Consider the following 24,891-nt stretch of genomic DNA (forward strand, 5'->3'; position numbering starts at 1 on the left):
CGCTAGACCTCAAAACCGAGGCTGCACATGGTCTCGTACAGCCGTTCGGTCATAATGGGTTTGGTGATGTAAGCCGTGGCCCCGCCCTTGTACGCGCTCATGACCGAGCGCACATCGCCGAGGGCGGTGGTCATGACGATCTTGACGCCCTGGCCGGGCGCTATCCCGGCATCCGTCTCCTCGCGCCGGATTTCTTCCAGCACCTCCTGCCCGTTCTTGCGCGGCATCATGATGTCAAGGCAGATGAATTCAAAGGGCCGGCCTTCGTCGCGGGCGGCGTGGTAAGCGGCCAGGGCCAGCTCGCCGTCCTCGACAACCGTGCACTCGCCGAACCGTGCCAGCAGGCCCGACATGTACCGGGCGCTCGTGGTGTCGTCTTCCGCAATGAGTATGCGCATGGCGTCTCCCTTCACCGCATCCCATACCCGAACTTGCGGCAAGAGACAATCGCCCCGCATGCGCCACTTTCGTCCATGCTTGCATCACGGCGCGACACAACGTATCTCACCGCCAGAGGCCGCGCCTTCCGCACGGTCCAAGCACGCCCGGAGGCACATCGTTCATGTTTGACTTGAACCTCGCGGTCCAGACCATCAGCCGCTTCGACTTCCTCTGCCAGGATTCCCAGCCGGCCAGCCTTCCCACCAAGTGGACGGGTTGGCCCTTCAACGCCGGCTACGGCGGAGACTGGCAGACCAGCCTCGCCACCCTCGCCTTCTCCGCCCTCATCCTGGGCGTCATCTGCGTGTTTTTGCGCCTGCTTTACGGACCGCGCGGCATCTGGCGCGACAAGGAAATGGACCGCGAAGCCGCGGAGGCGCGACGCAAGGCCCATGCGGCGCTTGACGCGGACTACCGCGCCGGACGTCTCGACGAAGCCCTGTACAAGCTCAAGAAGCGGGCCATCGACCAATGAACGACGCCTTGGTGCGCGCCGTCTCCAGGCGCTTTGAGGATTTCGCGGCGCCGTTCCTGAACGCCCCTGGCGACTGCTTCGCCTACAGGCTCAAGGTCGACCACACCCTGCGCGTGCTCACCATCGCCGAGGACATAGTCGACGCGGAAAAGCTGCCCGAGCACCTAGTGCTGGCAAGCCGCCTGGCCGCGCTCATGCACGATGTCGGCCGCTTTCCGCAGTACCGCGACCATCGCACCTTCCGCGACGCGGTCTCCGCCAACCACGCGTGGCTGAGCGTCCGCCACGCCCTGCGGCACAAGCTGCTCGAAGGAGTGCCCACGGCCATCCGCCGCCTGGTCCTTGGCGCGGTGTACCTGCACAACAAGCGCACCCTGCCCCCGCTGGCATCCAAAGACTTGGACACCGTGTCCCGCGTGGTGCGCGACAGCGACAAGCTCGACATCTATCAGGTCATGATAGCCCACTTCTCCCAGGAAACGCCCGAGCACCCCGAAGTGGCCCTGGACGTGAAGGACGAGCCCCTGGCCTACACCCGGCGCGTGGCCGAGGGGCTGCTGCACCGCGAACCCGGCGACTACCGCGAAATAATCTACATCAACGATTTAAAGATGATGGCCATCGGCTGGCTGTACGACCTGAACTTCCGCTCCTCGTGCCGCCTGCTGAGCGACCGGGGCTACCTCGACACCCTGTTCGCCACGGTGCCGAGCGACCCGCTGCTTGATTCCGTGCGCCAACATGTGCGGGCGGACCTTGCCGAACGCCTGTCCGGTGCTTAACTCTCGCTCCTAGCGCACTCTGCGCAAAGGAGCCGCCATGGAAAAGTCCATCTTCGACGTCGTCATTCTCGGCAGCGGTCCCGCCGGCATTCAGGCCGCCATCCACGCCTCGCGCAAGAAGACCCGCGTGCTCCTTTTGGGGCGCATGAACAAGAGCAGCCTGTTCTGGGCGCATGTGGAGAATTTTCTCGGCATGTTCAAGACCAGCGGCGAGGAGATGCTCACCACAGGCCTGACCCAGGCCAAGAGCTTCGGCACCGAGATACTGGAGGAGGACGCCCTGCACATCACGCCCACGGGCATGTGCTTCCAGATCGAAACCGAAAGCGGAACCACCATTTGCGCCCGCAGTCTGGTCATCGCCACCGGCACCACGCGCAACAAGCTCGGCGTGCCGGGCGAAAAGGAGCTGCTGGGACGAGGCGTCTCCTACTGCGTGGACTGCGACGGCGGCTTCTTCAAGGGCGAGGACGTGGCCGTCATAGGCGGACAAAGCGCCGCGGCCGGCGGCGCGCTGACGCTGCTCGCCCTGGCGAAGAGCGTGCACCTCGTGGCCGAGTCCCTCGACGTTAGCCCGGCGCTTCAGGCCAAGCTCGCGGAAAGCGGAGCCGTGCTGCACCAGGGGACCAAGGTCAAGGCCATTCAGGGCACGACGCAGGTGACCGGGCTGGAGCTCGCGGACGGAACCGTCCTGCCCGTGGCTGGGGTGTTCATCGAACTCGGCGCCAAGGGCGTTCTCGAACTGGCGGCCTCACTCGGGCTCGATCTCGACGAAACCATGAAGTACCTGGCCACCGACAAGCGGCAAGCCACCAACGTGCCCGGCGTGTTCGCCGCGGGCGACATCTGCGGCGGGCCGCTGCAAATGGCCAAGGCCGTGGGCGAGGGCTGCGTGGCGGGCATCAGCGCCGCCACGTATGCGAAGAATTTGAAGCTGGCCCAGGAAGGGGCGGCGGAAGAAGAATAGCCTCCGGCGGCCGGGGGGCATGATGCCCCCCGACCCCCCTCATGCCATCGAAAACGCCGGACCGAGCTGAACTCGGTCCGGCGTTTTCGATGGAGATGGCTGGAGAACAGACGGGCATTGGGTGGGAGAAGTCATGCCCACAAAAATTCCTTCTCCTCCAGCAATGAAAAAGGCTTGGCCGGGCGAATGCCCGGCCAAGCCTTTTTCATTGCCCTGAGGGGTCCAAGGGGGAATCATTCCCCCTTGAAAAAGATATTCTCTAAAACGGCACGTCGTCCATGCCGCTGGCCTCGGACGGGAATGCCGGGCCGAGATCCTCGTCGTCCTGGAAGGGCTGATTGCCGCCGCCTCGCTGGGGCTGCTGGGCCGGACGGCCGTTCTGGGGCTGCATGCCGCCCTGGGGACGCATGCCGCTGGCGCCGGCGCCTTCACCCTGCGGGCGTCCGCCAAGGGACTGCACGCGGTTGGCGACGACCTCGGTGGAATAGCGGTCCTGGCCTTCCTTGTCCTGCCACTTGCGGGTCTGCAAACGGCCTTCGATCATGACCAGCGCGCCCTTGGCCAGGTAGTTGCTGCAGAACTCGGCGTCCTTGCCCCAGGCCACCACGGTGTGCCATTCGGTGCGGTCGGTCCACTGGCCGGACTTGTCTTTGAAGCGCTCGCTGGTGGCCATGCGCAGGTTGGCCACGGGCTGTCCGGACTGGGTGTACGAAATTTTCGGGTCTTGCCCAAGATGTCCAACAAGAATCACTTTATTGAGGCTGCCAGCCATGGTGTCGCTCCTTTGCGGAATTCGTCGTCTTGCGGCAATTCGATACGCTAAAACGCTAGTCGAGTCCAGGCACGTGCTTGAGCTTGCGCGCCTCCTGCTCGGCTTCGTCCAGGGCTTCCTCTATCTCGTCCGTGGCGGTGTTGGCGGCGCGCGCGTTCCACTCGGCCAGGGCGGCGGTGAGGCGCTCGCGGGCCTCGCCGGCGCGGCGGACGGGCTCGGCCAGGGCCTTGCCCGCCGGCTCCGGCAACACGCCCATGCCGTGGCGGTCGACGAGATTGTCCGTGAGCTCCAGCACGCCGCGCTCCTGTTGCAGAAGCGTGGGCGGGCTGAAGGCCAGAGCCGAAAGGCTCGGCCAGCGCTTCTCCACCTCGGCCGGATCAAAGGTCCAGGCGGAGACGCGGATTTGCAGGGTGCGGCCCACGGCTAGTCCTGCTCTTCCCACTCGCCCTGAACGCGGTTGACCACGTCCTGGATGAGGGAAAGCTGGGATTCCTGGCACACGCCGATGAGCGGCTGGCCGCCGTCGACGTTGTCGCCCTGCTGAAAATACACGGCGTAGATGATGCCTTCCGGTCCGGCGTAGGCCAGCGGGGTTTCGCGCTTCATGCGCGAGACGATGAACATCTCCATGCCGTCGCGCGGCTTGACCGACTGCTCGCCGCCGGCCTTGATCTTGGCGTCGATCTCCGGGACGAAGTAGTACTTGGCGCGTTCCGGGGCGCAGAACAGGTACAGCGCCTTCTTCAGAATGCGGGCAATGACTTCTTCCTTGGAAAGAAAGTGGCGGATAGTGAGCAGGCGCACGCCGGCTTCGACGAACTTGCCCTCGTGCTCGGAGGCGATGTTCGTCACCACGCCCTTCTGCGTGGCGCAGATGGGCTTCTTGTTCTTCTCGCGGGTCAGGTTGGCCAGAAGCGTACCGGGCTTTTCGTTCCACTTGCCGCTGGGGCCGACAACGCGGTCGCCCGTGTTCAGGCCCACAAATTCGATGACGCCGGTGTGCGGCGTGTTGATCTCGATCTCCTCGTAGGGAGAGGCCTTCAGCTCTTCAAGCATTTCCTTAACGTTCAGCAAAGTCGGTCCCTCACGTTCTTATCAGCGGTAATAAAGATTGCTGCCGCCCATGGTCAGCAGGGCCTGGTGCAGATTCTTCTTCAGGTCGCGCCTGTCCCAGATACCCTGAATGTGCCCGCGCGACAAGGCCGAGAAGGCCCTGTGATAATTTGGCGGCACGTCGACGCCCGTGGTTTCGCGGATGACGCCCGGTCCGGCGAAGCCGATGTTCGAGGAGCGCACCGCGAACTGATACGGCGAGCAGCCCAGAAAGCTCGCCACGGGCCCGGCGTAAGAATTGGTGTCGTACAGCACCAGGTACAGGCCTCCCGCTTCGATGTAGCGGCGCACGGCCATGGTCACGCGGGGCATCTGGATGACGCCGCAGGTGCCCTCCTGGATGCGTATGCCCGCCGTGCCGTGGGAATACATGAGAAAGGGCATGCGCTTGATGCGCGCGCGCTCAATGGCGCGGATGAGCTTTTCGCCCTCGGCCGCGCCCACCGTGCCGCCGCGGAACGGGCTCACCAGGGCCGCCACCACGGTGGAGAGGTCCTCAATGCGCGTCTCGAAGGTGATGCAGGAGCTGTCCAGCCCCGTGGCGCGCTTGGCCTCGGCCAGCTTCAGGTCGAAGCCCTCATAGTGCAAAGGGTTGCCGGACTCAAGCTCTGAGTTGAACTCATAGGCCTGGGCGAAGCCGAAGACATTGTAAAGGTACCACTGGAACTCCATGGGGAAGTGGTGCCCGCAGTGGGAGCAGACGCCGGCGAATTCGCCGAAAAGATCCGGCGCCCAAAGGTCCTGGCAGCCGTGGCTGGCGGTGTTCGGGCAGGTGAGGGTGCGGTCGTCCTTGCTCTTGGGGCTCACGTAGACCCACACGTCGTCGGTGCGGCAGGCGCCCTCCTCCGGGCAGGAGAGGCTGGTCAGACGCTCCAGGGCCTCCGGCGGAACGCCCAGGCGGCTGCCCCCCACGCGGGAGAGCCAGCCAAAGGGGCCGCCCAGGCCGTGGCCCAGGGCGCGCAGCTCGGCCTCCCACTGCTCCAGCAGACCGGAGAGGCGGCGCTGATACTTGGCCAAAAAATCGTGCCGCAGCAGGCTGTGCACCTGCCACAAGGCGCGCACCAGCCCCGTGCCCAGACGCGTGCCCAGGGTGCGGTTGTCGCGCAGGGCCCCCTTGCTCATGGCGCGGAACTTGTTGAAGCGCAGTTCCACCAGTGCGTTGCGGGCGGAGGGCCCCAGGGACCAGCGCACGAAGATGTCCTGGGGGTCCACGTCCTTGCCTTCGCGGCGCATGGCCAGGGCCCGCAGCGGGCCAAGCCCCTGGGCCGCATGGACCACCTCGTCCGTGGCGCGGATGACCTCGCGCCGGAGCTGGCGGAAAAATTCGTAGTTGTCCGGCCGCGCGCCAAGGGGCGGCTCCTGGATGATGCGGTCGATGAGACCCAGGCGCAGATTGTCTTCCGCCGTAATGCACAGCTGCTGGGCGCAACGTTCGATGAGCTCCGGGGTGGCCTTGCCCTTGAGCCCGCCCTCGATGGCCGCCGCGCCCTCGGGCGAGATGACCGAGTAATAGCCGTGGGAGAGCATGAGCCGCTTGTCGGAAAGGGCGATGGCCTCGGCCCCGCCGGAGCCGCCCTCGCTGAACACCGCCACCACGGGCACCTTGAGCCCAGCCATGACGTACAGATTCTTGGCGATCTGCTGCGCCGCGCCGGGGTAGTCCTCCACGGGGAACGCGCCAGGAGTGAACACGTAGGTGTGGATGGGGATGTTCTCGGTCTCGGCCACGCGCATGTAGTACAGCGCATTGGCGTTGCCCCATGGCTTAATGGACCCGCCGTTGCGGAACTCCTGGCCGTGGCCTTTTTCCTGGCCGATGACCATGACCGGCTGGTGCACGGTCTTTTTGCCCATGCGCCGGGCTATGGTGGCCCGCGCGATGATCATGCCCGGGTCGATGCTCCACTCGTCCTGGCCGCCGATCTCCGTGTAGTTGTCGTACACGTTCTCCAAAATATCCTTGAGGCTGACGCGCTGCGGGTGGCGCACGATGCGCACGCGGTCCATGGGCGTCAGCTCGCCCTCCAGCTTGCCCTCAAGCAGCGAGAACAGCTCCTCCAGACGCGCCACCTGCTGCTGCAGTTCGCGCATGCCGTAGTCCGGCGCGCTGGCGAGGAACTCCTCCAGGCGGTGCTTCAAAAGCGCCACCGAGGCGTTCTCGCGCGGGCCGAAGATGTCGCGGATGTAGGAAAGCCTGGCCGCGAGCTGCTGGGTGCGTTTGTCGATGTCCATGTGTTGCGGCCCGCCTCGGCCTAGAAGTGCAGAAGGGTCTGGGTGCGCGCGCGCAAAAAGGCCACGTTGGTGCGCAGGGGCGCGCCCGCGGTATCGGTCCCGGTGAGGACAAGCGCGTCCAGAAAGGCTTCGCCGCGCTCTCTGGCCTGGTTCAAATCAGCGCCCCAGACGATGGCCAGGGCCAGGTTGGGGTCGAAGTCCATGGGGATGTCGTACGCCTCGCCCGAAAGCGCCGTCGGCACCTGGGTCGATACGCCGAGCCAGGGTTCGGGCTTCCAGCGGAAGTTCTCGATGCGCCCGAGGCAGGGCGTGAAGCGGTCCGACGGGTCCTCGGCGATGATGCGGTACTCGATGCCCACGCCGTCCAGGCGCACGTCGTCCTGCGTGTAGCCCAGGGGCTCGCCCAGGCCCAGGCGGATCTGCTCGGCGATGATGTTCACGCCGTGGTCCGTCTGCGCCCGGCCGTGCAAGCGCGAAATGACGCCGGACACGCCGTTCTCCACCTGGATGCGCGTGTTCACTTCCATCAAGAACGGGTCGCCCTTGGGGGTGACTATCCACTCCCAGGTGCCCACGTTGTCGTAGCGCACGGCCCGGGCCATGTTCACCGAATGGCTGGTGATGGCGTTCAGCACGCTCGCCGCGTCAAAGGCGTAGCCGATGCTCGCCGGATCGAAGCCCGGGGCCACCTCGATGCGCTTCTGGCGGCCCAGGCTCTGCACGGAGCAGTTGCGCGTGCCGAAGTGCACGGCGTTTTGCCCGCCGCGCTCCGCCGCCACCTGCACCTCCAGGTGGTTGAAGTCGAAGATGCGCTGCTCGATGAGCACGCCCTCGTCGCTCAAATTGCGCTTGGCGTAGTTGCGGATGCGCCGGTACACGGAGCGGAAGGTGTCGAGGTCGTAGACTTCCTCAATGCCCATGCCACCGCCGCCCGCGCTGGCCTTCACCAGCACGCAGCCCTCGGCTATGCCCTGCTCGGCCTGGAAGGCGAAAATGGTCTGCGCCAGCTCCACGGCCTCCATCTCGTCGAAGATGGGCCTGTCCGAGCCCGGTATGGTGGGCACGGAAAGGGACCGGGCGATGCGCTTGGTGTTGATCTTGTCGCCCAGGTCGCGGATGACGCTCCACGAGGGGCCGATGAAGGTGAGCGGCCGGGCGCGGGTTTCGGCCCTGCGGGCGAAGCGGAAGTCCTCCGCGAAGAAGCCGTAGCCGGGATGCACGGCGGTGGCGCCGCAGGCGTCGGCCACGGCGAAGATCTCGCTGGGGTCCTGGTAGGAGCGGATGCGCCTGATGCTCGCGTCTCCGCCCAGCTCACGCGCAAGGCGCACATGCCCGGAGGCGGCGTCGGACTCCGTGTACACGCACACGAACGCGTGCCCCAGGCCGACGCAAGCCCTGAGGATGCGCATGGCGATTTCGCCGCGGTTGGCGATGAGTATTTTATGACGCGCCACGGGCCCCCGAGGGTTATTCGACTTCACGCTTGGCTTTGCGCAGCTCTATAAGCCGCTTCTGCACCTCAAGCACGAGCTTGTCGAGCTTGATCTCCTGGCGGCGCTCCATGGCTTCGAAGTTGCAGCCGATGATGCCCTTTTCCGTCAGCACGCGCATGACCTTGCCCTTGAGGTCGCCCAGGAACAGGCGCTTGTTCAGCAGCAGGTCAAAGGAAAAGGTCATGCCGGAACTGTAGTTCCGGGGATTGGCGGAAAAGGCGAAGCCCGTGGCGCTGATGTCGCTGACGGGAAAATCCTGGGGGCCGGTCTGGGTGATGACGCGCACGTCGAGCCCTGGCACGCGGGTGCGGTAGGCTTGCCGCTGCTTGTCGTCGCCATCCATCTGAATTTCAAAGTCCATGATCATCCTCGCACGCTTGCAGGTCCAATGATCGTCCGCGGCTGCGGCGGACGCGCAAAGTCTACTTCCCCGAAACGCGTTTTTCCAGCACGAATTCGACCCGGCGGTTCTGGGCGCGGTACTCGTCCGTCGTGTTCGGGTACAGCGGGTTCAAATCGGCCAGGCCGGTTGACGTCAGCCTCTTTGGTTCAATGCCCATCTGCATCAACAACCGCAGCACGTTGACGGCCCGCAGCGAGGAGACCTCCCAGTTGTCGCGGAAGCGCGACCCCGCCCCGGGCAGCTGGTCGTCCGTAAAGCCGCGGATGTTGATGGTCTGGTCCGGGTGCTGCGTGAAAAAGTCCTTCATCTCCATGATGATCGCCTTGCCTTTTTCGGTCAGGGTCACCTCGCCGCGGGCAAAAAGCACGTCGCCCGGGGCGCGGATGGTGATGACGCCGTCCTCGAAGTTGGCGCCCACCAGACCTTCCAGGCCTTTCTTCGTCTGCAGGTATTTCACATCGGAAAAGACCTTCTGCTGGGCGATCAGAATCTGCTTCTGCATCATCACCTGGTCCAGAATGACCCCGGCTTCCTCGCGGCTGATGGTGCTGGTGGCGAGCTTGCTCTCCTTGCCGCCCAGGGCCGCGGCAACGGACTGGAGCGCAGAGTCGACCTTTTTGGAATCCGGCGAGGACATGGCGTACAGCAGCACAAAAGTCGCGAACATGAGCATGATCATATCCGCAAAGGTGAACAACCAGTCCATGTTCACTTCTTCTTCGGGATCCTCATGAATCAGGTCGTCGGAATCTTGTGTGCTCATGGCGCTACTTCCTTTCCTTGGGCGCGAGGAAGGACGAAAGCTTCTCGTAGACGAGCATCGGGTTGTTGTTCACCAGGATGGACTTGGCGCCCTCAAAGATAATCTCCAGCTGGAGCTGTTCCTGGAGGGTCCGCGCCTGAAGCTTGGCGCCCATGGGCAAAAATATCATCGTGGAGAACACGGAGCCGTACAACGTCGTCAACAACGCCATGGCCATGGCCGGGCCGATGCTGTCCGGAGAGCTGAGCTGGGAGAGCATCTGCACCAGGCCGATCAGCGTGCCCATCATGCCGTAGGCTGGCGTGAGCCCGCCCAGGCGCTTGAACAAATCATGGGCGATCTTATGCCGTCGCTTCAGCGCGTTGATTTCGATCGCGAGGGTGCTGCGGATGAGTTGCGGGTCGGCGTTGTCGGCAATGAGCTGGCAAGCCTTTTTGAGCACCATGTTTTCGGTCTTCACGTGCTCCAGGGCCACGAGCCCTTCGCGGCGGCTGATCTCCGCGATTTTGACCATGATGTTGACCACCTCGCGCACCTGGACCTTGCGCGAGGCAAAGACCTTGAACGCGGCGCGGATGGCCTGCAGCACTTCCTCGAAAGGAAAGGCCACGAAGATTGACGCCACAGTGCCGCCAAGAACGATCAGCAGGGCGAAGGGGTCCCAGTACATGCCCATGTTCCCGGAGGAATGGGCGTAGATGGACCCGAAGACCATACAAAGTCCTGCCAACATGCCCAATAGCGAGGGGAAATCCATACGCACGCCTTCCCTGGCTTGTAATGTGAAGGCCGGGTGCGGTATGCATCGACAAGCACCACACACCCAAACCACTGGAACCCACGTGAACCATCAAGAGACCATCGGCCACGCTGCCCGACTCATACGCGATAAACTGGGCAATATTCAAGCAGGAACCTGGGGCCTCGTGCTCGGGTCCGGCCTCACCCCCGTGGCCGACGCCATCACCAAGCCTGTGGACATCCCCTACGCGGACATCCCCGGCATGCCCCTTGCCGGGGTGGCCGGGCACGGCGGCTTTCTGCGCGCCGGGTTTCTGGGCGGACGCCCCGTGTTGGCCCTGTGCGGCCGCGCGCACCTTTACGAGGGCAAAAGCCCCCAGGAGGTGAGCCTGCCGGTGCGCGTGCTGGGCAGCCTGGGCATCGGCACGCTGGTGCTCACCAACGCGGCGGGCGCCCTCAACCCGCAGTTCGAGGCAGGCAGCCTCATGCTCGTGGCCGACCACATCAACATGACCGGGCAGAATCCGCTCACCGGCGCGAACATCGACGCCTTGGGCCCGCGCTTTCCGGACATGAGCCAAGCCTGGTGCCCGGAGCTGCTGGCCCAAACGCGGCGCGCGGCGCAGCGCATCGGCCTGCATGTGGAGCGCGGCGTCTACATCCAAATCCCCGGCCCCAGCCTGGAGACCCCCGCGGAAACAAGAGCTTATCGGCAGCTTGGCGCAGACGCCATAGGGATGTCCACCGTCATGGAGGCCATAGCCGCGCGGCACATGGGTCTGCGCCTGCTTGGCGTAAGCTGCCTGACGAACAAGAACACCCCGGACTGCATGGACAAAATAACCCATGAGGATGTTCTTGAAATGGCCGGCAGAACGGCGCACGACATGGCGCGGCTGCTGCTGGAAACAGCATCCCGGCCGGATGCGGACGAATCGAAAGCGGCCGGCGGGCTGGACAGCGCGGCCAACAGGACATAAAGTTTTTTTGTGGAACGTACGATACGCATTACAGACCCGGAAGCGCCAGCAAGTTTCACAACCGCGCCGCCGCAACAAAAGCAGCTATGAACACACGACTTCGCACCACCATCATGACGGCACTGGCCTTGCTGGCCGGCGTTCTGCTTTCCGGCTGCGCCAGCGGCCCCACTTCGTATTATTCCAGCATCAAGCGCACTGTCGTCGACGCCAAGGACGACGTGCTTGGCACCAAGCCCACCACGGGCGAGTTCTTCACCGAGGACCCTACCCCCATCACCGATCTCAACTATGATGCGGCCGACACCATGATGGGCCTGTTTTCACCCGCGCTGAACAAGAACTCGCCCATTTACGTCGAGAACTTCACCAACCGCGTGAACATGGGCGACCAGGCCCCCTTCGGCAGTCTGGTGGCCGAGCAGGTGGCCGCGCGTTTGGCCATGCGCAACTTCAGAATCACCGAGGGCATGCCCAAGAAGATCACCCCGCAGCAAGGCCCGGACCCGGCCCTGACGCGCGAGGAGAAGCCCCGCACCCCGCAGGAGATTCTGGCCCTGGAAAAGGCCGAGAAGGACATGGATTATCCGCCGCGGGCGTGTCTGCTCTCGGGCACCTATCTCATCGCCGGCAAGGTCATTTACATCAGCGCCAAGATCGCCACCCTGGACGACGGCCAGGTCATGGCCGCGCACAGCTGGACCCTGCCCGTGAACCGCAGCACCCGCGCCATGCTGCCCCAGCTGCGCCAGGGCGGGGGCATGACGCCAAGCGTGCGCACCAGCCTCTATGGCAATCCGCACAAGATCGCCAACCCCACAGGCCAGCCGCAGAATTACGTGGGCCGCGACCTGGTCCGCTAGCCCGGCCCTGGCGCCGCCGTCGTTCCGGCCGCGCGCCAGTTGCCGGAACCCCGTTGGTTGTATAAAAGGCCACACAGCCTGCACGACAACCAAGGAGCCCCGCCTTGCGCCACCTCCACCCCAAACTCCCCTTGCGGCTCCTGTGCTTTGTGCTTTTGTCCCTCCTGCTCTCGGCCTGCGCCGGCGGCTTCGGCCTCGGCCCCAACAGGCTTTCTCCCACGCGCATGGACTACAACGAGGCCATCCAGAAATCGAACAACGAGGAGATGCTGCTCAACCTCGTGCGCATGAAGTACTTCGAGCAGCCGTTGTTCCTGCAGGTGGGCTCCGTGGCCTCAAGCTTCAGCTACAATCTTTCCGGCGGCGTGGGCGCCACGCTTCCCGAGCACCACAGCGTGAGCAACGGCGCGTACAACATCTACACGCCGAACATCTCCGGCCAGTACAGCGACTCCCCAACCGTCACCTACACCGCCTACCAGGGCCAGACCTACGCCCAGCAGTTCCTGGCCGACATGGACTTCGACCGCTTCGTGACCCTGTACAAGGCCGGCTGGGACATCGAATACCTCATGCCGATCCTTTTCGCCCGGTTCGGCGCCATCGACCACATCTACGACTCGCGCACCGGCTTCATGCCCGAGCAGCACGACCGCTTCATGAAGCTCACGGACATCGTCGCCCGCATGGACGACCGCGGCGACCTCGACATCCTCAAGGTCACCCTGAGCGACAACGCCACGGCCACGGTCATGAGCATGGACTTCCGCGACGCCACGGAGGCGGCCACGGTGCAGCAGCTCATCGGTTCCGATCTGGGCATACGCATGAACGCTGCCGGGCATTACCACACCACCTTCAAGCTGGTGCCGACGAACATGCTGCGCCACATGCCCCGCGATCCCGACGGCTTGCCCGTTGTGCCGCTGCGGCTGCGCAACTGCCTGCGCGCCATCGACTACATCGCCCAGGGCGTGCAGGTGCCCAAGGAGCTTGTGGCCAGCCGCCGCGCCTACGACCTGCGCAAGCACTTCTACGGCTTGTGCGAGGTGCGCGTCTCGGCCGAGGAGCCCAAGGACGCCTATGTCGCCGTGCGCCATGAGGGCCGTTGGTACTCCATCCAGGCCGACGACAACCGCTCCAAAGAAGTGTTCCAGCTGCTCATGAACATCTTTTCGCTCCAGTCGGCCGATCCGCCGAAAAACGCCCCGGTCCTCACCCTGCCGGTGGGCGGCAGCTAGGTGTGCAACGGCAAGGCGTTGTTCACTGCCGACCCAAGGCGGCTGCTGTGATCTCATTTGCAACACGCAGCAAATTCTGAAGAAGTTTGAGCCGAGGCGCCAAAGGCGCAGCCTGCTGGGTCCTTCGTCTGAAGCGGCATGGCTGGCCGCGGAGACACACCCACGAAGCGCCGTGCGGATGAGACGTTCGGCCTTGCCCGCCGTCTGCCGGCAATGCGTCCATACGACCGCGTTTTTCACCGCGACACAACGGCCGACACCACCACGGCCCCAAGCTCCCCCCCCTGTGCAGCCGCGCCGTTTCCACCGTCCGCCATTCCGGAAACCATGATCGCCTCCTGCGCAATAAGTCCTATTTTTTAGGAATACACGCAGCATTATGACTCTCCCCAATATTGCCTTCATTAAAATCAGCATGTTATACTAACCGCAACATTGGCAGACTTCTTGTAATGCCCGCCACATGTACGAGCCCGACGCAGAGCTTGCCCCCTTGCGCCAAAGTCTGCGGGAGCTTGCGGCAAACAGCGCCGCACGAACGCCACGCCGTTCATGCGGCCGGGTGCCTGGGCTTCAGGACTGCTGCCGGGACATTGAAGGACACCATGGCGCATGAGCGCCTCAGCGGAGCGGAAGGAATGGATGTGAACGTCAAAGAATCAATGCCCGAGGAATGCCGCGGGGTGGACTTCGACCATGCGGTGGACCGTCTGCCGGGGCACCTGGGCGAGTTGTTCCTCGAAGCCGGAGAACAGCGCCTGGGCGACCTGGACAAGGCCATGACGGAAGGGGACGCACTCGCTGTCATGGACGCTGCCCATTCCCTGGCCAGCCTCACCGGGCTGCTGCCCATCCGGGAGCTGGAAGTCTACGCGCGTGAAATATACGCCGCCGGAGAGAGAAACGACCTCGCCGCGGCAAGGGGGGCCCACGAGCGCCTGGACGCCGTCATGGGCTGGGTGCTCGCCAAGCTGCGCACCAACGGGAAGGCAGCCCATGTGTCCTGACAATTTGCCTGCAACCGGGGACCTGGACTATGCTGTCGCAAAGGCCACCGTCCTTGCGCAGCCAAAGCGCCACCCAAGCAACAAACGGGGCAACTCGTGACAAAAGTTTGCATCATTGACGATGACGAATTCTTTGCGCGCCTCTTGGCGTCGCTGCTCTCCGGCCCGGAGGTGGAGACGGCCATAGCGGGCGACATGGCCCAGGCCGAAAGCCTTCTCGCCGACTCTGATTTCGACGTGGTGTTTCTGGACGTGCGCCTGCCGGACGGCAACGGCCTCGACCTCGCTCCCAAAATCAAGGAGCTTGCATCTGCCCCGGAGCTCATCATCATGACCGGCCTGGGCGACCCGGACGGTGCGGAGCTGGCCATCCGCAGCGGCGCCTGGGACTACATTCAGAAGACCGGCACCCCGGAAGGGCTGCAACTCTCCTTCAAGCGCGCGCTTGAGTTTCGCCGCAACAAGGAATCCGCCCAGCCGGTGGAGCGGCGCGGCATCGTCGGTCAAAGCCCGCGCCTTGTGGAGGTCATTCGCCAAATGGCCACGGCCGCCCGCAGCTCGGCCAACGTGCTCATTCTGGGCGAAACCGGCACCGGCAAGGAAGGCCTCGCCCGGGCCGTGCACGCCAACAGCCCCCGCCGCAACAAGAACTACGTCGTGGTGGACTGCGCCTCCCTGCAGGAGGCCCTTGTGGGCAGCGACCTGTTCGGCCACCGCAAGGGGGCCTTCACCGGGGCCGTTTCGGACAAGGCCGGCGTGCTCCAGCGCGCGGACGGCGGCACGCTCTTTCTGGACGAGATCAGCGAACTTTCCCTTGAGCTGCAGAAAAGCTTCCTGCGCCTGCTGGAGACCAGAACCTTCCGCCCCTTGGGCGATACGCGGGAAGTGCGGCTCGACTTCCGCCTGATTTGCGCCAGCAACAAGAGCCTGGCCGACATGGTGGCCGCGGGCACCTTCCGCGAGGACCTGTACTACCGCATCCGCGCCGCGGTGCTGCAACTGCCGCCCCTGCGCGAACTGGGCGACGACGTGCTGCTCATCGCGGCGCACCACCTGGAGCGCATCTGCCGCGACAGCGGCCTGGGACAAAAGACCCTGTCGCGCGAGCTCAAGGCGTTTTTTCTCGAATACGGCTGGCCCGGCAACGTCCGCGAGCTCATCCACGTTCTGGAGGCAATGGTCGCAAGCGCGCCGGACCAGGAAATGCTGGTGCCCGCCCTGCTGCCGCAAGAGCTGCGCATCCAGATGCTGCGCGCCCGCGTGGGCCGCACCAACGACGCGGAGGCTTCCGGCCGGCAGACGCAGTCCGCCCCAGCCGGGCCCCTGGGAAGTTGGAACGAATACAAGAAGCAGGAGCAGGAGCGCGTGGAGCTGGCCTACCTGGACGACCTGATCCGGGCGAGCGGCGGCGAGCTGAAGCGGGCCCTGGCCATATCCGGCCTGAGCCCTTCGCGTCTTTACGGGCTGCTGAACAAATACGGCCGCTCCCTTGGAGGAAAATCCGCCGGCCGCGGCCACGGGACGCGAAAAGAGCAGGATTTCTAGCGGCGCAGGAAGATGAAGACTGGGGAGCCTCGTCTCCCCTCACTGTGGCGAAGCATCACGGCACTATAATTCCCGGACCCTGGAACCGCTGAGGAGTTGGTGGCTCCTCGCCTCCACAAAGGCCCATCCTTGCTGTGTCTGGGAATTCTACACGAGGCGGCGGCCCATGACTCCGCCGACCTCCCCCCTGAAAGCCTCCGGCGGGCCCATTGCCCGCCGGAGGCTCAAACGTTATGAAGGGCGGACTCGACCGGATTTCGGCAGAGGAGCGAGCATGCGGAATCTTTTTTTCAGTTCCCTGCGCAACAGCCTCATCACGCTGGTGCTTCTTGCCGTGCTGCCCGCTCTTGCCGTCATTCTCTATTCCAGTCTGCAAAAGCGCGACGTGGCCATCAAGGACGCCCAGGATGAAGCCCTGCGCGTGGTGCAGTTCCTCGGCCACGAGCAGCAGCTCGTCACCATGCGCGCAGAGCTGCTGCTTTCGCTTTTGGCCCAGATGCCGCAGGTGCAAGGCATGGACGGCCGCGCCACCGCCACCATCCTGCACCGCCTGCGCACCCGCAGCGCCATGTTCGACAACATCATCGCCGCCGACGCCAAGGGCCGGATCTTCGCCTCCGCCCTGCCCCTGGAACGCGCGCCCATGCTCAAGAGCGGAATCCACGTCGACAACGCCATGGGGCAAAACGAGTTCACCGTGGGCGAGTACGAACTTGGACGCAAGGGCAGGGCCCAGGATTCGCTGATCCACTACGCCTATCCCATTCCGGGGGCCAAAGGGCAGACTGTCGGCGTGCTGACGACGGCGTTGCGGCCCAGCCGCTACGAGCAGCTCTTCAACGTCGCGTCCTTGCCGGAAGGCTCCGTGCTGACCCTGGCCGACAAGAAAGGCACGCGCATTTACCGCTACCCTGCGTCCGACGCCACAAGCCCCACGGGACACAAGCTCGTGGTGGAGCTGTGGGATGTCATCAGCGGCGACAAGCCTCTCGGCACCACGACGGTGACACAGGCCGACGGGACGCGGCGCATCGTGGCCTTTACCCAGCTGCGGCTCAAGCCGGACGCGGCGCCGTATCTCTATCTATTTGTCAGCATTCCGGAAAAGGAGGCCTTGGCCGAGGCCGTCGACAGCCTGTACCGCGACCTGCTGCTTCTGGGCGGATCCGCCGCGCTGGCCCTGCTCGTGGCCTGGGTCGTGGGCGGCTTCGTCATCAGCCGTCCCATGGCGCGGCTGACGACTGTCGCCCAGCGCCTGGGAGAAGGCGACCTGAACGCCCGCAGCGGCTCGCACGACGAGTTCGGCGAGCTTTCGCTGCTGGCCAAGACCATGGACGACATGGCCGAGGCGCTCTCCGAGGACATCATGGCCCGAGAGGCCATAGAGGACGAGCTGCGCAAAAGCGAAGCCCTGCTGCGCATGATCCTGAAGGCCCTGCCCGTCGGCGTGTGGATGTCCGACCCTGCGGGGCGCGTTCTGTACGCGAACCAAGCCAGCCGCGACCTGCTGGGACCGGCGGACGGCTCGCCCCCGGATCCCTCGGCCCTCAAGGCCTGGCGGCACGACTCCGGCGAACCGCTGCACCCGCGCGACTTCGTGCTGGCGCAAAGCATTGCGGGCGAGCCTGATGTCGCGAATCAGGTTCTCGAGATAGAGTCTCCCACGGAGGCGGGACGGCTGGTGATCGACTGCAGCGCCATTCCCATCCGCGACGGCTCCGGCGGCCTGCGCGCGGTCATCGTGGTCATGGAGGACATAACCGAGGACACCCAGCGCGAGCAGGCCCGCGAGAGCATAGAGCACATGATGCGCCACGACCTGCGCAGCCCGCTGATCGGGTTCATCAGCCTGCCGCAACTGCTGCTGCACCAGCCGAACCTCACCGAAGAGCAGCGCGGCTGGGTCGCCCGGCTGCACAGCCTGGCCAACGGCATGCTGCGCATCCTCGACGCCTATCTCAAGCTCTCGCGCCTGGAGCGCGGGCACTTGGCGCTGGAGTCGACAGAAACCGACCTGCTGCTCCTGGCCGCAGACGTGCGCGACGACCTGGAACGCTTGCCCCAGTTCAAGAACATGCAGATGCGGATAACCCTGGGAGGCAAGCCCGCCGAGGCCGGGGCGAGCCTCGTCATCGCCTGCGAGCGCACCCTTTGCGCCACCATGTTCGCCAATCTGTTGAAGAACGCGCTGGAGGCATCTCCCGAGGGCGACACTGTGACCATGGACTTTGCGGACCTTGGCGACACGGTGCGCATCGCCGTGCGGAACGTGGGCGGAGTGCCGCCGGCCATTCGGCACAGGTTCTTTGAAAAGTACGTCACAGCGGCCAAGCGGAACGGCACGGGCCTGGGCACGTACTCGGCAAAGCGCATCGCGCAATTCCACCACGGCGAAATCACCCTGGATTGCTCCGTGCCCGGGGAGACGACTGTGAACATCGTGCTGCCGAAACGCCAGCAAACCGGGGCGGCGTGATGAAGGCGCATGGGGCGATGCTGCGCCTCAAGCTTTTACTGCTGCTGCTGGGCTTTGTGCTGTTTGTCATGTGCGACCCGGCCGAGGGACGGCACCCGTGCGCGGCCTGTGCGGCGCGGACGGACGTGAGCGCGCCGCCGCTCTGCCCGCGCTGAACACCGCCGGCATCTGGCGGGCAGCAACCAGGCATGGTCCTGTCCCGCGCACGGCTGGGCAACAGCAATACGCCCGAGCAGGGCCCCCCGCTTGCGCAAGCGCGGCCGCTCCTTCGTCTTGGGCCTTTTCTGATTTCCCGGTATGCTATATGGAGATTGCGCAAGCCGTTCGTCCGATCGGCGTTTTTCCTCTCCGGCCCTGTCTGCGCGTGGCGGGCAGCGTGGAAGCGCGCGGCACCCGCCTTGCCCGGACCGGAAGACAAGCCGAAGGACGACGGAGCAGCCCATACCGCAACGAACGGAGGATTTCATGAACGCTAAACGCATCTTCGGCTTCGCACTCATGCTTGGGCTTGTCGCCATTCTTGGCGCCGGCTGCGCCAAAAAAACCATTGATGTCATGCCCGAGGGCGCCACCAAGTCCGACCGGTCCGACAAGGACACGGGCTGGCAGGACGGCGCCGGCGCGCAGGATTCCCGCTCCGGCAGCCTGAGCGAGGACCAGTTGCGCGCACAGCAGCGCGAGCAGGCCCAACGCGAGGTTGGCAACATGGTCTTCTTCCCGTTCGATTCCTATGAGCTGGACCAGGCGGGCAAGGACGTGCTGACGGCCAAGGCCGAGTCCTTGAAGAAATACCCGCAGTTCACCATCAACATCGAAGGCCACTGCGACGAGCGCGGCACGAGCGAATACAACCTCGCCCTGGGCGAGCGCCGCGCCAAGGTGGCCCAGGAATTCCTGAACCAGCTCGGCATCCCCGACACCCGCATGAACATCGTCAGCTTTGGCAAGGAGCGCCCCTTTGTGCAGGGCCACGACGAAGCCGCCTGGTCCAAGAACCGCCGCGACGAATTCAAGATCCTCGAATAGAACAATGCCGTGTTGGCATGGCCGCCGTGGTTTCCACGCCGCGGCGGCCATGCAGCCCATCCCCGTCGGACGCTGGCCGGGCCGGTGCCCGCCTTGCCGCCGCAGCCGGGACCACCACGGCGACATCCTGCGCAAGCAGCAAGGAGCCTCCGTGTCACCGACCGCCATCCAGATCGTGGGCGCCGCGTTGTTCGCCCTGGCCATCGTCCACACCTTCGCCACCAAGTCCTTTGAGCGCATGGCCGCCAGGCGGCCCGCCCATGCGGGCCTTTGGCATCTGCTCGGCGAGATCGAGGTCGTGTTCGGCTTTTGGGCCATGCTGCTCATACTCTGCATGTTTGTGCTGGATGGCAGCGAAAAGACCATTGCGTACGTCGACGGCCGCAACATGACGGAACCGATGTTCGTCTTCGCCGTCATGGTCGTGGCCGGAACGCGGCCCATACGCCAGACAGCCACCAGAGCGGTGCTGCTTGCCGCCCGCGCCTTGCCCTTGCCGGGCAGCACGGGCTTCTACTTCGCCGTGCTCGCCTTTGCGCCGCTGCTGGGCTCGTTCATCACCGAACCCGCGGCCATGACCCTTGCGGCCATGATGCTTTCCGAGCGCATCTTCTCGCGTCCGGTTTCCACGCGCCTCAAATACGCCACCCTCGGCGCGCTCTTCGTCAACGTCTCCATCGGCGGCACCATGACGCCCTTTGCCGCGCCCCCGGTGCTCATGGTCGCCGGGCAATGGGGCTGGGACGGAGCGTTCATGCTCGCCACCTTTGGCTGGAAGGCCGCGGCGGCGGTCGGCCTCAACGCCTTGGGCGCCACGCTGCTGTTTCGCAAGGAGCTCGCGGCGCTGCCCATCGCGGCCGGGAGCGCCAGGCCCCCGGTGCCGCTCGGCCTGGTGCTGGCGCACATCGCCTTTCTGGCCGGCGTCGTGGTCTTTGCGCACCACACGACCGTCTTCATGGGCCTGTTCCTGTTCTTTCTCGGCGTGGCCGGAGCCTACAAGCACCACCAGGACCGCTTGATCCTGCGCGAGGGGCTTCTCGTCGCCTTCTTCCTGGCCGGGCTTGTGGTTCTGGGCGGCTTGCAGCAATGGTGGCTCAAGCCGCTGCTGCTCAGCCTGCGGCCGGAGTCCGTCTTCTACGGTTCCGCCCTGCTCACGGCCTTCACCGACAACGCGGCGCTGACCTATCTCGGCTCCCAGGTGGACGGGCTTTCCGACGCCTTCAAGTACGCGCTGGTATCCGGGGCGGTCACGGGCGGCGGGCTGACCATCATCGCCAACGCCCCCAACCCGGCGGGCATATCCATCTTGCGCGGGCACTTCGAGGACTCCGCCGTCAATCCGCTGTGGCTTTTCGCCGCGGCCCTCGCCCCCACGTGTCTCGCCGCGCTGGCCTTCCTGTACCTGTAGCGACCTGCCGGGCACCACGCGGCCCGGGGATCCCCGCCGCCAGGACGGAAGGAGGCGTTTTCACTCTCGTGCGTGAGTTGACGGGCGTTGCCGGGTCTTGTACTTTCCCTGCCACAATTTGGTTTGGGCAAGCCCAAGCCGCAGCACCTCTGCAAGGATGAGAAAATGTCCGCCAACGCTTCCAAGTCCACGTCGCTCTTCGATACGTTCTTCCAGGCCGAGGCCCGGCTGTTCCTTCTGGCGGGCATCCGCATCGCCCTTTCAGAGGACGGCAAGGACCTGACCAGCCAGGGCATTTTCACGGATCAAGACCTCGCCAACGCGCATATCGTGGCCAAGGACCACGCGGTCATCGCCGGTCTGCCGCTCATCCCGCTGATTCTGGAGTTCGCGGGCTGCGAGTTCCAGCACATGCTGAACGTGGACGAGGGCGACAAGGTCTCGCCCGGCACCATGATCGCGGCCATCCAGGGACCGGCCACGCACCTGCTGCGCACAGAGCGCATCATCCTGAACTACCTGTGCCATCTTTCCGGCATCGCCACCCTGACCGCCAAATACGTGGAGGCCCTCAAGGGCACGCGCACCACGCTGCTCGACACGCGCAAGACCCTGCCCGGCCTGCGCTACCCCGAGAAATACGCCGTGCTTGTGGGCGGCGCCCAAAACCACCGCCTCAACCTGAGCCAGATGCTCATGATCAAGGACAACCACACCGACCGCGCCGGGGGCATAACGCCCGCCGTGACCAAGCTGCGCGCGGCCTACGGGGCCGAGTGCCCGCCCATAGAGGTGGAGTGCCGCACCCTTGCCGAGGTGGACGAGGCCGCGGCCTGCAAGGTCAACCGCATCATGCTCGACAACATGGACCTGGAGCAGATGCGCGCGGCCCTTGCCCATGTGCCCGCCGGCATCGAAACCGAAGTGAGCGGCTGCGTGACCCTGGAGAACATTGCGGCCATAGGCGCCGTCGGACCGGACTTCGTCTCCGTGGGCCGCATCACCCACTCCGCCCCGGTGGCGGATTTGAGCATGCGCATCAGCACGTTGGAATAGCCCCAAGGTCTATTGGAACGGCCAAACGCAGAGGAACAAGGACAGCATCATGACGACCCCGAATGAGCGCATCGAGGCCGCGCGCGCCAAGTACGGCGACCGGTTGGCCATCTTGGGCCACCACTACCAGTCCGACGCAATCATCCGCCACGTGGATTTCCAGGGCGACAGCCTGGAGCTGGCGCGCAAGATCGAAGGCCTCTCCGCCGAGCATGTGGTGTTCTGCGGCGTGTATTTCATGGCCGAATCCGCCGCGGCGCTGGCACGGCCCGGGCAGAAGATCCACATTCCCCACGCCGACGCCACCTGCCCCATGGCCGACATGGCCCCGGCCCAGCGCGTGGAGGATGTGCTGAACGAACTGCGCAGCCAGGGGCGGCTCGTCATTCCCCTGGCCTACGTGAACTCCAGCGCGGAGGTGAAGGCCATCTGCGGGCTATACGGCGGCAGCGTGTGCACCTCGGCCAACGCCAAGGTCATGCTCGAATGGGCGCTGGGCCAGGGCGACGCCGTGCTCTTTCTGCCCGACAAGCACCTGGGCGCCAACACCGCCAATCAGCTGAACCTGCCCGCGGGTGAGCGGCTGCAAGTCTCGCTGCGCCAGGGCGGCCCGGCCGTGGATCCCAAGAAGGCCGCCTACGCCAGACTCCTGCTGTGGCCCGGCTCCTGCGTCATCCACCACATGCTGAAGAAACAGGACATCGAGGCCATCCGCAAGGCCATGCCCGGCGTGCGCGTGGTCGTGCACCCGGAGTGCTCTCCGGCCGTGGTCCGCGCGGCGGACAGCGCGGGCTCCACCTCGCACATCATCCGCTACTGCGCGGAGGCCAAGCCCGGCGCGAAGATCGCCGTGGGCACCGAGGTGAACCTTGTGCTGCGCCTGGCCGCACGCTTCGCCCCGGAGGGCAAGACCATCGTGCCCATCAAGACCATGCGCTGCACCAACATGGCCAAGACCACGGAAGTGCGCCTGGCCGATCTGCTGGACAATCTGGAAACAGCACAGCCCCTCGCCCTTGCCGACGACGTGGCCGAGCACGCGCGGGTGGCGCTCACCCGCATGCTGCAAATCTGCTCGTAAGCGCGCACACGGGCTGACCAACGCCGCCAGCCAAAGGATCGTCATGAATGATTTCCGCCTGAAGACCGACGTCCTTGTCATTGGCTCCGGCATCGCCGGTTCCGTCACCGCCCTCACCCTGGCCGAAGCGGGCGCGGACGTGACCCTGCTTTCCGCCGGAGAGGACCTTTTCGCCGGCAACACGCAGTATGCCCAGGGCGGCATCGTCTTCCATTCCGAGGACGACAACCCCGGCATTCTGGAAAAAGACATTCTCACCGCGGGCTGGAAGCAGAACTACCTGCGCGCCGTGCGCTACCTGTGCCACAAGGGCCCGAAGGTACTGCAAAAAACCCTCATCGACTCGTACCACGTGCCCTTTGCCCACCGCGACTCCTCTGCCTGGTACTTCACGCGGGAGGGCGGGCACAGCGTGGCGCGCATCCTGTACGCCAAGGACCACACAGGGCTGACCATCATGGAGCAGCTCACCAAGGCCGTGGCCGAATGCCCGAACATCCGCGTGCTGACCAAGCGCACGGCCATCGACCTTTTGACCACGCACCACCACGCCACGCACCTGGACTTCAAGTACAACCTCTCCAACCAGTGCGTGGGCGCCTATGTGTTCAACGAGGCCCTGGGCCAGGTGGAGATCGTGCTGGCGGACTTCACCGTGCTGGCCACGGGCGGCGCCGGGCGCATCTACCTCAACAGCACCAACGCCAACGAGGCTATCGGCTCCGGGCTCTCCATGGCCAACCGCGCCGGGGCCAAGCTGCACAACCTGGAATACGTGCAGTTCCACCCCACGGCCTTCTACCAGGGCGCGCGGCGCTTTGAGCGGCGATTCCTCATCTCCGAGGCCGTGCGCGGCGAGGGCGCGCGGCTGGTGAACAGCAAGGGCGAGCCTTTCATGGCGCGTTACGACCAGCGCGCCGACCTGGCCCCCCGCGACATCGTCACCCGGGCCATCATGGCCGAGATGCTGCGCACCGGCGAGGACTGCGTGTACCTGGACACCACCACGGGCATGCACGACGAGGTGGCCGAGCGCTTTCCCACCATCTACAGCAAATGCATGGAGCACGGCATCGACATGCGCACCACGCCCATTCCCGTGGTGCCCGCGGCGCACTTCTTTTGCGGCGGGATATTGGTCGACACGCGCGGCCGCACCACCCTGGAACGCCTGTACGCGGCCGGGGAATGCACCTGCACCGGCGTGCATGGCGCCAACCGTCTGGCCAGCACGTCGCTGCTTGAGGGCATGCTCTGGGGCTACAGCACCGGGCAGGACATCGCCAAGCGCCTGGGCTCCAAGTGGCGGCTCACCAAGAAGCTCGGCGAATCCATTCCGGCCTGGCAGAATCCCGGCGACATCAACAACGAGGACCCGGCGCTCATCGCGCAGGACTGGGCCACCATCCGCAACACCATGTGGAACTACGTGGGCATCATCCGCTCCACGGCCCGGCTGCGCCGCGCGTTCGAGGACCTGCGCACCCTTTCCAAAAACATGCACGACTTCTACAAGCAGACGCCCATCAGCAAACCCATCATCGACCTGTTCCACGGCTGCCAGACGGCCTATGTGGTCACCCAGGCGGCCATGCGCAACAAGCAGAGCCTGGGCTGCCACTACAGGGTTGATTAGCGAAGCATTCTTCCATCGCAAATTCTGCCCCCAACGCAAAAAGCCCGCTACGGAACTCCGCAGCGGGCTTTGTCGTCAAACGGGACGAAGAAGTTTTAGGCAGCCATCTTGTTGATGGCGGTCTGCAGGCGCGCGATGCAGCGGCCGGCCTTCTTCCAGTGGATGACCTTGTTGGAGGCGGCCCGGTCCAGCACGGAGCTGGCGACGGTGAGGGCCGCAGTGGCCTTTTCCGCGCTCTTCTCGGCCAGGGCCTGACGCACGGCTTTGACCGCGTTTTTGATGCGGGTCTTGACGGCCTTGTTACGGGCCTGGCGCTTCAGGCTCTGACGGTATCTCTTAAGTGCGGAAGTATGGTTGGCCAAGGCTCTTTCTCCTGATTCTTTTTGGTGT

25 protein-coding genes are annotated in these 24,891 nt (G+C 64.9%); 15 read left to right on the plus strand and 10 right to left on the minus strand.

What is annotated here, in order from left to right:
• Positions 1 to 2: 2 nt before the first annotated feature.
• Positions 3 to 398, minus strand: coding sequence for a response regulator (locus tag ACYQ4W_RS06405; RefSeq protein WP_459854207.1), 396 nt, complete (start codon positions 396 to 398; stop codon positions 3 to 5).
• Between the two features lie 164 nt (positions 399 to 562).
• On the opposite strand from ACYQ4W_RS06405, the gene ACYQ4W_RS06410 reads away from it, so the two are divergent.
• The 3 genes from ACYQ4W_RS06410 to ACYQ4W_RS06420 are packed head-to-tail and all read left to right on the plus strand — an operon-like array spanning position 563 to position 2,665.
• Positions 563 to 916, plus strand: coding sequence for an SHOCT domain-containing protein (locus tag ACYQ4W_RS06410; protein ID WP_459854209.1), 354 nt, complete (start codon positions 563 to 565; stop codon positions 914 to 916).
• Positions 913 to 1,698 carry an HD domain-containing protein gene (locus tag ACYQ4W_RS06415; RefSeq protein ID WP_459854212.1) on the plus strand — a complete coding sequence of 262 codons (786 nt, stop codon included), beginning with the start codon at positions 913 to 915 and terminating at the stop codon, positions 1,696 to 1,698. Before ACYQ4W_RS06410 ends, ACYQ4W_RS06415 begins: the two co-directional genes overlap by 4 nt.
• A gap of 37 nt (positions 1,699 to 1,735) precedes the next feature.
• The gene (locus ACYQ4W_RS06420; RefSeq protein ID WP_459854214.1) at positions 1,736 to 2,665 is read left to right on the plus strand and encodes an NAD(P)/FAD-dependent oxidoreductase; all 930 of its coding nucleotides are present in this window, start codon (positions 1,736 to 1,738) and stop codon (positions 2,663 to 2,665) included.
• 259 nt (positions 2,666 to 2,924) lie between these two features.
• On the opposite strand, the gene ACYQ4W_RS06425 is transcribed toward ACYQ4W_RS06420, so the two are convergent.
• The 8 genes from ACYQ4W_RS06425 to ACYQ4W_RS06460 form a co-directional block, all read right to left on the minus strand.
• Entirely contained in the window at positions 2,925 to 3,437 is a 513-nt protein-coding gene (locus tag ACYQ4W_RS06425; protein ID WP_459854217.1) for a single-stranded DNA-binding protein, read from the minus strand.
• Positions 3,438 to 3,492: 55 nt separating this feature from the next.
• Positions 3,493 to 3,858: a hypothetical protein gene (locus ACYQ4W_RS06430; protein WP_459854220.1), complete on the minus strand. Its 366-nt coding sequence runs from the start codon at positions 3,856 to 3,858 to the stop codon at positions 3,493 to 3,495.
• 2 nt (positions 3,859 to 3,860) lie between these two features.
• Positions 3,861 to 4,493 carry a biotin attachment protein gene (locus ACYQ4W_RS06435; protein WP_459854222.1) on the minus strand — a complete coding sequence of 211 codons (633 nt, stop codon included), beginning with the start codon at positions 4,491 to 4,493 and terminating at the stop codon, positions 3,861 to 3,863.
• A gap of 39 nt (positions 4,494 to 4,532) precedes the next feature.
• Positions 4,533 to 6,782: an acetyl-CoA carboxylase carboxyl transferase subunit alpha/beta gene (locus tag ACYQ4W_RS06440; protein WP_459854225.1), complete on the minus strand. Its 2,250-nt coding sequence runs from the start codon at positions 6,780 to 6,782 to the stop codon at positions 4,533 to 4,535.
• 20 nt (positions 6,783 to 6,802) lie between these two features.
• On the minus strand, positions 6,803 to 8,191 hold the full coding sequence (locus ACYQ4W_RS06445; protein ID WP_459854468.1) for an ATP-binding protein: 1,389 nt from the start codon (positions 8,189 to 8,191) through the stop codon (positions 6,803 to 6,805).
• Positions 8,192 to 8,249: 58 nt separating this feature from the next.
• Positions 8,250 to 8,636 (minus strand): PilZ domain-containing protein, encoded by a 387-nt coding sequence (locus ACYQ4W_RS06450; protein WP_459854227.1) that lies wholly within the window; start codon positions 8,634 to 8,636, stop codon positions 8,250 to 8,252.
• Between the two features lie 61 nt (positions 8,637 to 8,697).
• Entirely contained in the window at positions 8,698 to 9,441 is a 744-nt protein-coding gene (locus ACYQ4W_RS06455) for an OmpA/MotB family protein (protein ID WP_459854230.1), read from the minus strand.
• 4 nt (positions 9,442 to 9,445) lie between these two features.
• Positions 9,446 to 10,198, minus strand: a complete 753-nt coding sequence (locus ACYQ4W_RS06460; protein WP_459854232.1) for a motility protein A — start codon at positions 10,196 to 10,198, stop codon at positions 9,446 to 9,448.
• Positions 10,199 to 10,283: 85 nt separating this feature from the next.
• Between ACYQ4W_RS06460 and ACYQ4W_RS06465 the strand changes: the two genes are divergently transcribed.
• The 12 genes from ACYQ4W_RS06465 to nadB all read left to right on the plus strand — a co-directional run bounded on the left by ACYQ4W_RS06465 (position 10,284) and on the right by nadB (position 24,501).
• Positions 10,284 to 11,162 carry a purine-nucleoside phosphorylase gene (locus ACYQ4W_RS06465; protein ID WP_459854235.1) on the plus strand — a complete coding sequence of 293 codons (879 nt, stop codon included), beginning with the start codon at positions 10,284 to 10,286 and terminating at the stop codon, positions 11,160 to 11,162.
• An 86-nt stretch (positions 11,163 to 11,248) separates the two neighbouring features.
• Complete coding sequence (locus ACYQ4W_RS06470) at positions 11,249 to 12,025, plus strand: FlgO family outer membrane protein (protein ID WP_459854237.1); 777 nt, start codon at positions 11,249 to 11,251, stop codon at positions 12,023 to 12,025.
• A gap of 104 nt (positions 12,026 to 12,129) precedes the next feature.
• Positions 12,130 to 13,266, plus strand: a complete 1,137-nt coding sequence (locus ACYQ4W_RS06475) for a hypothetical protein (protein WP_459854239.1) — start codon at positions 12,130 to 12,132, stop codon at positions 13,264 to 13,266.
• Positions 13,267 to 13,904: 638 nt separating this feature from the next.
• On the plus strand, positions 13,905 to 14,273 hold the full coding sequence (locus ACYQ4W_RS06480; protein ID WP_459854242.1) for a hypothetical protein: 369 nt from the start codon (positions 13,905 to 13,907) through the stop codon (positions 14,271 to 14,273).
• Between the two features lie 96 nt (positions 14,274 to 14,369).
• Positions 14,370 to 15,818: a sigma-54-dependent transcriptional regulator gene (locus ACYQ4W_RS06485; protein WP_459854245.1), complete on the plus strand. Its 1,449-nt coding sequence runs from the start codon at positions 14,370 to 14,372 to the stop codon at positions 15,816 to 15,818.
• 274 nt (positions 15,819 to 16,092) lie between these two features.
• Positions 16,093 to 18,294 carry an ATP-binding protein gene (locus ACYQ4W_RS06490; RefSeq protein ID WP_459854247.1) on the plus strand — a complete coding sequence of 734 codons (2,202 nt, stop codon included), beginning with the start codon at positions 16,093 to 16,095 and terminating at the stop codon, positions 18,292 to 18,294.
• Between the two features lie 17 nt (positions 18,295 to 18,311).
• Entirely contained in the window at positions 18,312 to 18,449 is a 138-nt protein-coding gene (locus tag ACYQ4W_RS06495; RefSeq protein ID WP_459854250.1) for a hypothetical protein, read from the plus strand.
• Between the two features lie 310 nt (positions 18,450 to 18,759).
• A complete protein-coding gene (gene pal / locus ACYQ4W_RS06500; protein WP_459854253.1) occupies positions 18,760 to 19,320 on the plus strand; it encodes a peptidoglycan-associated lipoprotein Pal in 561 nt (186 codons plus the stop codon).
• Positions 19,321 to 19,471: 151 nt separating this feature from the next.
• Complete coding sequence (locus ACYQ4W_RS06505; RefSeq protein ID WP_459854256.1) at positions 19,472 to 20,728, plus strand: putative Na+/H+ antiporter; 1,257 nt, start codon at positions 19,472 to 19,474, stop codon at positions 20,726 to 20,728.
• A 165-nt stretch (positions 20,729 to 20,893) separates the two neighbouring features.
• Positions 20,894 to 21,784, plus strand: coding sequence for a carboxylating nicotinate-nucleotide diphosphorylase (nadC, locus tag ACYQ4W_RS06510; protein ID WP_459854259.1), 891 nt, complete (start codon positions 20,894 to 20,896; stop codon positions 21,782 to 21,784).
• A gap of 49 nt (positions 21,785 to 21,833) precedes the next feature.
• The gene (locus tag ACYQ4W_RS06515) at positions 21,834 to 22,865 is read left to right on the plus strand and encodes a quinolinate synthase (RefSeq protein ID WP_459854262.1); all 1,032 of its coding nucleotides are present in this window, start codon (positions 21,834 to 21,836) and stop codon (positions 22,863 to 22,865) included.
• A gap of 43 nt (positions 22,866 to 22,908) precedes the next feature.
• Positions 22,909 to 24,501 (plus strand): L-aspartate oxidase, encoded by a 1,593-nt coding sequence (nadB, locus tag ACYQ4W_RS06520; protein ID WP_459854265.1) that lies wholly within the window; start codon positions 22,909 to 22,911, stop codon positions 24,499 to 24,501.
• Between the two features lie 95 nt (positions 24,502 to 24,596).
• Here the strand turns inward: nadB and rpsT are convergent, their stop codons facing one another.
• Positions 24,597 to 24,863, minus strand: a complete 267-nt coding sequence (gene rpsT / locus ACYQ4W_RS06525) for a 30S ribosomal protein S20 (protein ID WP_459854268.1) — start codon at positions 24,861 to 24,863, stop codon at positions 24,597 to 24,599.
• Positions 24,864 to 24,891: the final 28 nt, after the last annotated feature.

The sequence above is a fragment of the Humidesulfovibrio idahonensis genome (assembly GCF_054657715.1).